Origin of the sequence: Enterobacter sp. P82 (genome assembly GCF_037053385.1) — a bacterium.
Taxonomy (GTDB): Bacteria; Pseudomonadota; Gammaproteobacteria; order Enterobacterales; family Enterobacteriaceae; genus Enterobacter.
The window spans coordinates 2,008,975-2,021,274 of the sequence record NZ_JBALHX010000001.1 but is presented as its reverse complement, the minus strand read 5'-3'; the positions used below and the strand labels follow the sequence as shown (position 1 = coordinate 2,021,274).

The window sequence follows — 12,300 nt, the reverse complement described above, 5'->3', positions numbered from 1 at the left end:
AAATACGCATTATGCAAAAAACTCCATGCTCTCAAGGAAGACATGGATGATTAACGTTACGAATAAATTTATCAGGAAATAAAAATGAAATTTATGAAGCCTAAATATCTGGCGCTCTTTATTGCGGCGGCAACCAGCTCCGCATTTGCTGCAGCACCGGGTACACCGACGATCGGCTACGGTAATGACAAATTTGCCCTTGTTGAAGTCGATCAGGCAGCACAGGATTACAACAGCCTCGTCAAAGTACATAAAGACGGCGTGGATGTAAAAGTAGAGTGGAACGTCTGGAGCGGTGATGCACCGACGTCCGCGAAGGTGCTGCTGGACGGCCAAACCGTCTGGACCGGTGCGGGCAGCGCATCAGGATCTGCCACCTTCAAGGTGAAAAAAGGCGGACGTTACCAGGAGCAGGTAGAGCTTTGTAACACCAGCGGTTGTAGCAAAAGCGCCAGCAAGCTGATTATTGTCGCGGATACCGACGGTAGCCACTTGCTTCCTCTCAATACTACCATGAAGGAAAACAACAAGACCTTTGCTCAGCACACTGACAAAGTGGTGGGGGCTTACTTCCCGGAATGGGGCGTCTATGACCGTAACTTCCAGGTCGATAAAATCCCGGCGGCTAACCTGAACCATATTCTGTATGGCTTCATTCCAATCTGTGGCGGTGATGGCATCAACGACAGCCTGAAAACCATCGAAGGGGGTAACAGCTTCCAGGCGTTGCAACGCGCCTGTAATGGTCGTCCGGATTATACCGTTGCCATTCACGATCCGTGGGCGGCGCTGCAAAAACCACAGGCCGGCGTTTCTGGCTGGGATGACCCCTACAAAGGTAACTTTGGTCAGTTGATGGCGCTGAAAAAAGCACATCCAGGGCTGAAAGTACTGCCATCTATCGGTGGCTGGACCCTCTCAGATCCGTTCTTCCAGATGAACAACCCTGCTATTCGCTCCCGCTTCGTAGCATCGGTGAAAGAGTTCCTGCAAACCTGGAAATTCTTTGACGGAGTGGATATCGACTGGGAATTCCCGGGCGGCGGCGGTGAGAACGCGGCACTGGGTAATCCGCAGCAGGATAAAGCGACGTATACCGCGCTGATGCATGATTTGCGCACGATGCTGAACGAACTCTCCAGCGAAACTGGCCGTACTTATGAACTGACCACCGCGATCGGTTCCGGCAAAGATAAGATCGAAGATGTGGATTACACCACCACACAGCAGTATCTCGATCACATCTTCCTGATGAGCTATGACTTCTACGGCGGCTGGAGCAATACAGAGTTGGGTCACCAGGCTGCGCTGAAAGCACCTGCATGGCGTCCGGACACAAACTACACCACCGAAAACGGCGTTAACGCGCTGCTGCAGCAGGGCGTACAGCCTGGCAAGATTGTGGTGGGAACCGCCATGTACGGCCGCGGCTGGACGGGGGTTCATGGTTACACCGGCAACAATCCGTTCACTGGCACCGCCACCGGCAAGGTGAAAGGGACCTGGGAACCGGGCGTGGTTGACTACCGTCAGATTGTGAATGAGTACAAAGGCAAGCCGGGTTGGGAATACGGTTACGACGCAGACGCGGAAGCACCGTACGTCTTCAATAAATCCACTGGTGACCTGATCACTTATGAAGATGCGCGTTCTGCTGCCGCAAAAGGCAAGTATGTTATGGCGAATCAGCTGGGCGGCCTGTTCTCCTGGTCCATTGACTCAGATAACGGCGACATTCTGAACGCCATGAATGAAAGCCTGCTGGGCGGTAGTTCAACCCCGGTTGAACCTGTTGTCACCAACCATGCGCCGATTGCCTCCTCGACCGATCTTAACGTCTCAGGCCCGGTGACCGTAACGCTCGACGGGTCTGCTTCCAGCGATCCGGATGGCGATGCAATCACCTATAAGTGGACCCAGATTTCTGGCCCATCGGTGACGCTCACCAACAGCACCAAAGCGAAAGCCACCTTCAACGTGGCTGCGGTGACCAGCGATCAGGCGATGGCATTCCGCCTGACCGTGACTGACGCGAAAGGACTGAGCAACGCGATTGATGTGCAGGTTGTAAACAAAGCGCCAAAAGCGAACCAGGCGCCGGTTGTGAACCCAATGGAAGCAGTGACGCTGCAGGCAGGTGAAACCTATGCGCTGCACGCGCAGGCTGCGGATCCTGACGGTGATGCACTGACCTACGCCTGGAGCGTTCCGGCGGATATGCACGCGACCGGGAGTGATACGGCGAACGTGAATATCACTGCGCCAGATGTGACCTCCGCCTCGACTTACACCCTGAGTGTCGTCGTAAGCGATGGTAAAACCAGCGTGCAGTCTAACGTGCAGGTCACGGTGAATCCTAAACCTGCTGACGTCACCCCGCCTGCTGATGAAGTGACCCCTCCGTCTGATGATGTGACTCCTCCTTCGGATGAAGGCACGGCAACCGGTAGTTGCGACGCGCCAGTCGATGCTAACGCCAGCAAATATGCCGCATGGGATGCCAGCAAAATCTACAACAACGGCGACACCGTGAGTGCCGACCACCTGGTGTGGAAAGCGAAATACTGGACGCAAGGTAACAAACCTGGCTTCGGTGTGGATGCCTGGGAACTGGTGAGCAACGTGAAGATGAACTGGCGTTCTGACCTGGTCTACAACGGCGGTGAAACCACCACTTACCAGGGTAACGTTTACCGTGCCAAATGGTGGACCCGTGGTGATAACCCGGCTAATAGCGACGTATGGGTGAAAGAAGGCGCATCAACAGATTGCAAATAATCTAACCCGATAATCACTCCCCCTCACGAAGGGGGGAGTGATGAAAAATTCATTTTACAGGATGTTGGTAGGGAGAAATAACCGAAACTGTCAGCAGGTAAAAATGAAAAAGATCATTTTGTTGTTATTAATAATAAGCCAAAGCGCACTGGCAAACTGTTGGGATAACGCGGCACGTTATTATCATGTCGACCCGTATTTATTGTATGCCATAGCCAATGTCGAATCCGGTATGAATCCGTATGCGGTGGGACAAAATCATGATGGCACGCGTGATGTTGGGTTGATGCAAATTAACAGCTCACATTTTACGGAACTGGAGACCAGAGGTATTGATGAACGCAGACTGATGACCGAGCCCTGTACCTCCATCATGGTCGGTGCTTCCATTCTGTCCGGAATGATTAAGGTCTATGGCTATAACTGGGAGGCTGTCGGCGCGTATAACGCAGGTTTAAAAAAAGAGAATTATCCGCAGCGTATGATCTATGCCCATAAAGTCTGGAAAAAATATCAGCAATTAAAATTAGCTGCGCAATATTAATGTTTTTTATTTTTGAAGAATTCCTCAGGGTGTTCTTCGAAAAGAAAAAACAGCTGTCTGTGGTTTATGTATTAATGGATTAATACATAAACCGGGATTTTAATTTTAACTTCAATTAACAGGAATCGGAAATGAACAAAAGGACGTTACTAAGTGTGCTCGTTGCCGGAGCATGCGTAGCTCCCTTTATGGCACAGGCTGCCTCGCTGCAAGCGACCACCAGTGAGCCATACACCATGAAAGCCAGCGACCTGGCGAAGAAAGAAAAAGAGCTGACCAGTTTCCCGCTGATGGCCTCAGTGAAAGAGACCATTCAGACGCTGGATAATGCGCAGGTTGAACTGATTGAGCCAGGCCGTGCAGCGAACCCGGAAAACGTGAAGCGCGTTGAAGGCATTGTTAAGGCCAGCGACTGGGAATATCTCTTCCCGCTGCGTGCGCAGGCGTACACCTATAGCAACTTCCTGAAAGCGGTCGGTAAATTCCCGGCGCTGTGTAAGACCTATAAGGATGGCCGCGACAGCGACGCCATCTGCCGCAAAGAGCTGGCAACCATGTTTGCTCACTTCGCTCAGGAGACTGGCGGCCATGAAAGCTGGCGTCCGGAAGCCGAATGGCGTCAGGCGCTGGTTCACGTACGTGAAATGGGCTGGAGCGAAGGGCAGAAGGGGGGCTATAACGGCGAATGTAACCCGGACGTCTGGCAGGGTCAGACCTGGCCGTGCGGTAAAGATAAAGACGGCGATTTCCTGAGCTACTTCGGTCGCGGCGCGAAACAGTTGTCTTACAACTACAACTATGGCCCGTTCTCTGAAGCGATGTACGGTGACGTGCGTACGCTGCTCGATAAACCCGAGCTGGTGGCGGATACCTGGCTGAACCTGGCGAGTGCGATCTTCTTCTTCGCCTATCCACAGCCACCAAAACCCAGCATGCTGCAGGTTATTGACGGTACATGGCAGCCGAACGATCACGATAAAGCCAACGGTCTGGTGCCGGGCTTCGGCGTGACCACCCAGATCATCAACGGCGGCGTAGAATGCGGCGGTCCGACTGAAATTGCCCAGTCGCAAAACCGTATCAAGTACTACAAAGAGTTCGCGAACTACCTGAAGGTTCCGGTTCCGGCGAATGAAGTGCTGGGCTGCGCCAACATGAAGCAGTTCGATGAAGGTGGTGCAGGCGCGCTGAAGATTTACTGGGAGCAGGACTGGGGATGGAGCGCGGATACACCAAGCGGTCAGACATACTCTTGCCAGCTGGTAGGCTACCAGACGCCATACAGCGCGTTCAAAGAGGGCGACTACAGCAAATGCGTACAGCACTTCTTTAACGTGAATATCGTTAACGATGATGGCTCAACAACCACGCCGGATGAAACCCCGGTAACACCAGCGCCATCGGAAGATGAAACCCCGGCTCCGGCACCCGTTCCGGATGAAACGCCGGCAGAACCGACGGCTGTCAATCACGCACCGGTCGCGCATATTGCCGGCCCAATCGGTGCGGTTGACGCAGGTGCGCAGGTTTCTCTGAGCGCCGAAGGTTCGATAGATGCTGATGGTAACAAACTGACTTACACCTGGCGCTCTCAGGATGGTCAGACTGTGACAGGTCAGGATAAAGCGGTTGTGACCTTCAGAGCCCCAGAAGCGGCGACGGCGCAGCAGGTTGAAATTAGCCTCACGGTTAGCGACGGTGAACTGAGCAGCACAACCTCTTATCTGCTGAACGTGAAGGCGAAAGCGGTTCCGTCTCAGGACGAAGGGACATCCGGCTCTTACGCCGCGTGGAGTGCGAACAGTAAGTACAAAGCAGGTGATATCGTGAACAACCACGGTAAACTCTTCCAGTGCAAACCGTTCCCGTACAGCGGCTGGTGTAACACGGCTCCGGCGTACTATGAACCCGGCGCAGGTCTGGCATGGTCTGACGCCTGGACGGCGCTGTAAAAGCAAACGGCAACCGAAAGGTTGCCGTTTTCGTGTTTGCACTGTGCTGTTGTAGGCCCGGTAAGGCGAAGCCGCCACCGGGCAAAAAGGCTAGCGATGAAGCTTCCCGTGGTCCCGCAACCACGCCGCCGTGCGCACAATCCCTTCATCCAGCGTCACGATCGGTTTATACCCCAGCTCGTTCTCTGCGCGGGTAATATCCAGCGTGAAATCAAAGTTGAGCTTGGATACCCCATAGTGCGTCAGCGCGGGCTCTTTGGCCGATTTACTGCCAAAACGCTCCATGCTGCGGGCGATCATGTCCAGCATCGGGTAGGGCACGGAACGGATACGGCAGTTGATCTGCAGTTCATCAATCAGCCGTTGCACAATGCTGCGTAACGAACACGGCTCGCCGTTGGTGATGTTGTAGGCACGGCCGGAAATCAGCTTATCGCAGTCCGGCTGACTTGCCAGCCACATGGCGTGAACCGCATTTTCATAGTAGGTCATATCCACCAGCGCATCGCCGCCGCGCGGCAGCAGCACGCTGCCATAGTGGTGCATCATCTGCGCCAGACGCGGAATAAACACCTTGTCGTGCGGCCCGAACAGGCTCTGCGGACGCAGTACCGTAAAACGGGTATGCGGGTTTGACTGCGCCAGCAGGTCAATCACCTCTTCGCTGGCCGCCTTGCTGCGGGCAAACTCACAGGCAAAACGTGCGGGGCGGAAATCTTCCTGCACGTCACGATGGTGGTGATAATCGAAATAGAGCGACGGGGAGGAGATATGGATAAAGTTACGCACGCCCCAGGCAACGGCCCATTCGCCCAGACGGCGGGTTGCCCGCACGTTAGCGAGGTCAAAGGCTTCCTGGGTTCCCCACGGAGAGGTGAAACTGGAGCAGTGCCACAGCGTGTCGATACCGGCGAGCATCACTTTCGCCTGAGAGGAGACCAGCTCCGTCAGGTCAGCATGGACAAACTCTGCGCCCATTTTTTGCAGCAGTTTTCCCATCGCTTCGTTGCGACCGGTAGCCCTGACGCTGATGCCTTTGTTGCGCAGAAATTCGACCGCATTTCGGCCTAAGCCGCTGGTCGCCCCGGTAACCAGTACCTTCATATCAATCCACTGTGTTGAAAAAGAATTTCGTGCGCATTCTTTCGTGAATTACGGCGGGTTGCAATGGGAAAGGTGAAAGAAAGAGAGTTTTATTTAGAACTTTTCCGTCTTTTGTTCTGCCAGTTGCGCAATCCGCTTCGCCATTCCCCGAAAGATAAACAGATGGGCGGGGATCATGAACAACCAGTAGAACAGACCCGGCATCCCGTGCGGATGCCACCAGGCGCGGACATCCAGTTCGCGATGGTCGCCTTTGTCTTTCAGCGTAAAGCAGAGTCGACCCAACCCCGGAGCTTTCATACCGAACAGCAGTGCCAGCTGCTTTTCCGGCTCGACGATGATGACCTTCCAGCTGTCGACCGCATCACCCACTTCAAGGTAAGGACGAGCAGGGCGTCCTTTTGCCAGCCTGTGTCCCACCAGCAGATCCATTGCTCCACGCGTTTGCCAGAGAATATTGCCGAAGAAATAACGTTCTTTGCCGCCAATCTGGTTCACCACGTCCCACAGCGCCGCCAGGCTTGCCTGCGTTTTTACCGTGCAGCCGGCCTGTTTGGGATAATAACCATACTCCGGTCGCCAGCGGGCAAACGCCTGGGCGTCGTAACCCCAGTCGCTGGAGTTCACCAGTTGCTCTTCTTCTTTCAGCGTATTGCGCACGGCATCATCAAAGCGGATCAGGTCCTGGGGAATGAGTGCCCGCAGCTCGCGATCGTCCGCCAGTAAATCATGTTTGAGTCCCTGGATCAGCGCTTTGGCGGTCGTCGGCGGCACAGAAGTAATCACATTCAAAAACCACACCGATATCCAGCGGGTTGGAAAGGGGATGGGGATCAGCCAGCGTTTACGGCCGCTGACGCGCATGAAATGTTCAAACTGCTCCTGATAGCTCAGGACTTCAGGGCCAGCGGCTTCCAGCACGCGGTGTTGCTCCGCCGGGTGGTCCAGCAGCGCCACCAGATAATGCAGTAAATTTTCCAGTGCAATCGGCGTGGTGCGCGAACGGACCCAGCGTGGCGGCGTGAGTACCGGCAGGTTGTAGACCATATCGCGCATCACTTCGAAGGCGGCGGAGCCCGCGCCGACGATAATTCCGGCGCGCAATTCGGTAACAGGGATAGTGGCGCCGCGCAGGGTTTCCGCCGTCAGCTGACGGGCTCGCAGATGATCGGATTGCTCATGTTCGGGAGCCTGGAGTGAGCTTAAAAAAATGACCTGCTTCACCGGCGTTTGCAGCAGGGCATCGCGGACGTTCATCGCCACCTGACGCTCGTGGGCGATAAAATCTCCGCCTTCACCCATGCTGTGCACCAGGTAGTAAAGCGTGTCGACCCCTTCCAGCAGCGCGGGAAGTTCCTTCGGCCAGTTGAGGTCAACATTATGGCAGGTGACGCCAGGCAAACTGAGTTTTTGCAGACGTTCGGTGTTGCGTGCCGCGGCCAGCACCTGATGCCCCTGCTGGCTTAATACAGTGGTGAGATGCTGACCGATATACCCGCTGGCACCGAGCACCAGAATGCGTTGCGGCACGTGAGGCTCCTTATCGCTGTAAAAACGCCTGCCAGTGTTTCACCACCTCTGACAGCTGTTCGCGGCTCACGTCGAGATGCATGACCAGACGCACGACAGATGAGGCGTTAATCAGCACGCCACGGGATTTCATAAATTCACCCAGCGCGGCAGCTTGTTCTTCACCCACGCGAACGAACAGCATGTTGGTGTCGTGGCGCATCACGTCGGCGCCAATCTCGCGAAGCTGCGCCGCCATCCACGCGGCGTTGTCGTGATCGTCCTTCAGGCGCGCCACGTTGTTTTTCAGGGCATACAGCCCGGCCGCCGCCAGAATACCCGCCTGACGCATGCCGCCGCCGGTCATTTTGCGCCAGCGGTTGGCACGCTTGATGTAGTCCGCATTGCCCACCAGCAGGGAGCCTACAGGCGTGCCCAGCCCTTTAGAGAGGCAAATGGTGAACGAATCGCAATATTGCGCGATCTCTTTTAGCTCGCAACCGTACGCCACCACGGCGTTAAAGATGCGTGCGCCATCCACGTGCAGGCCAAGTTTGCGCTCGCGAGTGAATTCCCACGCTGCTTTCAGGTACTCGCGAGGCAGCACTTTGCCGTTGTGGGTGTTTTCGAGGCTGAGCAGTTTTGTGCGCGCAAAGTGAATATCGTCAGCTTTGATTTTCGCCGCGACTTTATCGAGCGGCAGGGAGCCGTCCGGCGCGGCGTCAATCGGTTGTGGCTGAATGCTGCCGAGTACAGCCGCACCGCCTGCTTCATACAGATAGTTATGCGCGCCCTGGCCGACAATGTACTCTTCGCCGCGCTCGCAGTGGCTCAACAGCGCCACCAGGTTGGCCTGCGTACCGGTGGGCAGGAACAGAGCGGCCTCTTTCCCGCTGAGCTCTGCGGCATAGCGCTGCAGCTCATTAACCGTCGGATCGTCACCATAGACGTCGTCCCCGACCGGAGCGGCCATCATCTCTTCGAGCATGGCGCGGCTCGGACGGGTTACGGTATCACTGCGTAAATCAATCATGGCATGTCCTTATATTTAAAAGGCGATGCCAGATGTTTTACCTGAGCCAGTTTGTTTTTGCCAGTTCGATCACCTCATCACCACGGCCGCTGATGATGGCGCGCAGCATGTAGAGGCTAAAACCTTTGGCCTGTTCCAGTTTGATTTGCGGTGGGATCGCCAGCTCTTCTTTGGCGACCACCACGTCCACCAGTACCGGGCCGTCAATGGAAAAGGCGCGCTGCAGGGCTTCATCCACCTCTGAGGCTTTTTCCACGCGAATACCGGTGATGCCACAAGCCTCGGCGATGCGCGCGAAGTTGGTGTCGTGTAGCTCAGTGCCGTCCGTCAGGTAGCCGCCGGCCTTCATCTCCATGGCTACAAAGCCCAGTACGCTGTTGTTGAAAACCACGATTTTAAGCGGGAGCTTCATCTGCACCACCGACAGGAAATCGCCCATCAGCATGCTGAACCCGCCATCGCCGCACATCGCCACGACCTGGCGTTCCGGAGCGGTGGCTTTCGCCCCCAGCGCCTGCGGCATGGCGTTGGCCATCGATCCGTGGTTGAACGAGCCGAGCAGGCGACGTTTCCCGTTCATTTTCAGATAGCGCGCGGCCCAGACGGTTGGGGTTCCCACGTCGCAGGTAAAGATGGCGTCATCGTCAGCAAAATGGCTGATCTGCTGCGCCAGATACTGCGGATGAATGGCTTTGTCGCTCGGTTTGGCGAGGTCGTCCAGCCCCTTGCGGGCATCGCGATAGTCGCTCAACGCCTTATCGAGGAACTTGCGGTCCGTTTTTTCTTCCAGCAGCGGCAGCAGGGCGGCAAGGGTGGATTTGATATCGCCCACCAGCGCCATATCGACCTTGCTGTGCGCGCCGATACTGGCGGGGTTGATATCAATCTGAATGATTTTAGCGTCCGTCGGATAGAACGGACGATAAGGGAACTGCGTGCCGAGCAAAATGAGCGTGTCGGCATTCATCATCGTGTGGAAGCCGCTGGAAAAACCGATCAAGCCGGTCATACCCACGTCGTAGGGGTTATCGTACTCAACATGCTCTTTGCCGCGCAGGGCGTGGACGATCGGCGCTTTGAGCTTACTGGCGAACTCAAGTAATTCTTTATGTGCGCCTGCACAGCCGCTACCGCACATCAGGGCAATATTGCTGGAATAGCGCAGCAGTTGCGCCAGTTTTTTCAGCTCTTCTTCGGCTGGCGTCACCACTGGCTGAGGCGCATGATACCAGTGGCTGCTGGCGGTTTCTGGTGCGGCCTTGAGCGCGACGTCGCCAGGTAACACGACCACGGAAACACCCCGATTCAGTACAGCTTTGCGCATGGCAATCGCCAGGACCTGAGGGATCTGCTCGGGTGTCGAAACGAGTTCGCAATAGTGGCTACATTCACGGAACAGCTCCTGAGGATGCGTCTCCTGAAAATAGCCACTGCCGATTTCTGTCGATGGAATATGAGCGGCAATCGCCAGGACGGGCACATGGTTGCGGTGGCAATCGAACAGACCGTTGATTAAATGCAGGTTTCCCGGCCCGCATGACCCGGCGCAGACAGCCAGTTCACCCGTGAGCTGGGCTTCGGCACCGGCGGCAAAGGCGGCAACCTCCTCATGACGGGTCGGCATCCATTCAATGGTTTTCATCTTGTTGAGACTGTCGCTCAGTCCGTTAAGTGAATCGCCGGTGACACCCCAGATACGTTTTACGCCTGCTTGTTCCAGGGTTTTCGCTATGTATGCAGCCACAGTTTGTTTCATGGTTGTCCATCTCCTTTTAGTGATATCGCTTACAAGCTTAGAAGAAAGTCTCCGTATTGCCCGCCGCATCCCCCCAATTAAAAGGTGCTGTTCACGCGCAATTATTCGGCATAATCTGGTGATGCCTCAGTGAAAACAGGAATCATTTCAAATGGTTAAATCATTGTTAATTGCTGTTAATGAAAAGCTATCGTGCGACGATCTTGGCAAACTCTTGTTACGACTTGCCGTCGGTGGGCTAATGCTGTTTCACGGTTTACATAAGTTGTTTGGTGGTGTGGGATTCATCAGCGGCATGCTGGTGGAAAAAGGGTTGCCGGGGTTTATCGCCTATGGCGTTTTGATTGGCGAAGTCGTGGCACCGATCCTGATTATCATTGGGCTCTTTACGCGCCCGGCCGCGCTAGTGCTGGCGTTTACGATGATTGTGGCGTGGCTGATGGTGGGAATGGGGGAAACGCTCGCGCTCGATAAGGTAGGCGCATGGGCAATTGAAAGCCTGGTGTATTTCTTTATCGGCTCGTTGGCAGTCGCGTTTTTAGGGGCAGGGCGGTTTGCGGTAGGGAAAGCTCCTGCGTGGCGGTAAGGATAACAAAAGCCCGGTGGCGCTAGCGCTGCGCTTACCGGGCCTGTGATCGTACGTTTACCGTTTATGCCAGAACCAAATCACCCTGCGGATGACACGAGCAGGCCAACACGTAACCTTCTGCAATTTCCGCGTCGGTCAGCGTCATGGTGCTGGTAACCGTGTAGCTGCCATCCACCACTTTCGTTTTGCAGCAACCGCACACGCCTGCACGACAGGCCGCCACCACGGGGATCTTATTGCTTTCCAGCGCCTCCAGCAGCGTAGTGCCCACACGGCCAAAGAAAGTCTGTGCAGGTTGCAGTTTGCTGAATTTAATCCCGCTGGTAGCCGCTTCTGCCACGGGGGTAAAGAACTGCTCTTTGAAGAAGCGGGTCACGCCGAGCGCTTTCACTTCTTCTTCCACGGTAGCCATGTACGGCGCCGGGCCGCAGGTCATCACGGTACGATTTGCGATATCAGGCACGCTTTGCAGCAGCTCGCGGCTCAGACGACCGGGCACAAAACCCTGAGTTGCGTTATGTTCCGCCACCAGCGTCACCGGATAATCACGCCACTCCTCGGCAAAAATCACATCGTTCGGGGAACGGACGCTGAAGATCGCCTGCACGTCGGCCTGCGGGCGGTTCTTCGCCAGCCAGCGACGCATCGACATAATCGGCGTCACGCCACAACCCGCTGCCAACAGCAGAAATTTATCTTCGGCTTTGTCGTCACAGGTGAAATCACCCTGTGCGTCAGAGAGCCAGATGTAATCCCCGCGCTTGACGTCACGCGTCAGCCACTGGGAGCCCGCGCCGTCGTCAATGCGGCGGACGGTGAGCGTAATGTATTCGCTCACGCCCGGCGTCGAGGAGATTGTGTAGGCGCGCAGGGTGTCCGCCGTGTTGCGGACACTGACCAGCGCATACTGCCCTGCACGGTACGGATAGTAGTCATGGCACAACAGTGACAGTGTCCATACATCCGGCGTCTCCTGCTGGATGTGATGAACCTGCATCCGCCACGGACATTGTGAGGTTGGCATGGTCATGAATA

At 55.5% G+C, this 12,300-nt stretch carries 9 protein-coding genes; 4 read left to right on the top strand and 5 right to left on the bottom strand.

Annotated elements, in window-relative coordinates; all coding sequences use genetic code 11:
• Positions 1-84: 84 nt before the first annotated feature.
• From WB237_RS09600 to WB237_RS09590, 3 genes are all read left to right on the top strand, one after another.
• The gene (locus tag WB237_RS09600) at positions 85-2,778 is read left to right on the top strand and encodes a glycosyl hydrolase family 18 protein (RefSeq protein WP_336212567.1); all 2,694 of its coding nucleotides are present in this window, start codon (positions 85-87) and stop codon (positions 2,776-2,778) included.
• A gap of 103 nt (positions 2,779-2,881) precedes the next feature.
• Complete coding sequence (gene iagB / locus WB237_RS09595; protein ID WP_028019278.1) at positions 2,882-3,322, top strand: type III secretion system invasion protein IagB; 441 nt, start codon at positions 2,882-2,884, stop codon at positions 3,320-3,322.
• A 131-nt stretch (positions 3,323-3,453) separates the two neighbouring features.
• Positions 3,454-5,274 carry a glycoside hydrolase family 19 protein gene (locus tag WB237_RS09590; RefSeq protein WP_336212564.1) on the top strand — a complete coding sequence of 607 codons (1,821 nt, stop codon included), beginning with the start codon at positions 3,454-3,456 and terminating at the stop codon, positions 5,272-5,274.
• 90 nt (positions 5,275-5,364) lie between these two features.
• Here WB237_RS09590 and WB237_RS09585 read toward each other — a convergent pair whose 3' ends face one another.
• The 4 genes from WB237_RS09585 to poxB form a co-directional block, all read right to left on the bottom strand.
• Positions 5,365-6,378 (bottom strand): NAD-dependent epimerase/dehydratase family protein, encoded by a 1,014-nt coding sequence (locus tag WB237_RS09585; RefSeq protein WP_028019276.1) that lies wholly within the window; start codon positions 6,376-6,378, stop codon positions 5,365-5,367.
• A gap of 93 nt (positions 6,379-6,471) precedes the next feature.
• Entirely contained in the window at positions 6,472-7,908 is a 1,437-nt protein-coding gene (locus tag WB237_RS09580; RefSeq protein ID WP_336212561.1) for an SDR family oxidoreductase, read from the bottom strand.
• 10 nt (positions 7,909-7,918) lie between these two features.
• Positions 7,919-8,920 (bottom strand): low-specificity L-threonine aldolase, encoded by a 1,002-nt coding sequence (gene ltaE / locus WB237_RS09575; RefSeq protein ID WP_336212559.1) that lies wholly within the window; start codon positions 8,918-8,920, stop codon positions 7,919-7,921.
• Positions 8,921-8,957: 37 nt separating this feature from the next.
• The gene (gene poxB, locus WB237_RS09570) at positions 8,958-10,676 is read right to left on the bottom strand and encodes a ubiquinone-dependent pyruvate dehydrogenase (RefSeq protein WP_336212557.1); all 1,719 of its coding nucleotides are present in this window, start codon (positions 10,674-10,676) and stop codon (positions 8,958-8,960) included.
• 151 nt (positions 10,677-10,827) lie between these two features.
• Between poxB and WB237_RS09565 the strand changes: the two genes are divergently transcribed.
• Positions 10,828-11,262, top strand: coding sequence for a DoxX family protein (locus tag WB237_RS09565; RefSeq protein ID WP_336212555.1), 435 nt, complete (start codon positions 10,828-10,830; stop codon positions 11,260-11,262).
• A gap of 64 nt (positions 11,263-11,326) precedes the next feature.
• On the opposite strand, the gene hcr is transcribed toward WB237_RS09565, so the two are convergent.
• A complete protein-coding gene (hcr, locus tag WB237_RS09560) occupies positions 11,327-12,295 on the bottom strand; it encodes an NADH oxidoreductase (protein ID WP_336212553.1) in 969 nt (322 codons plus the stop codon).
• Between the last annotated feature and the right edge of the window lie 5 nt (positions 12,296-12,300).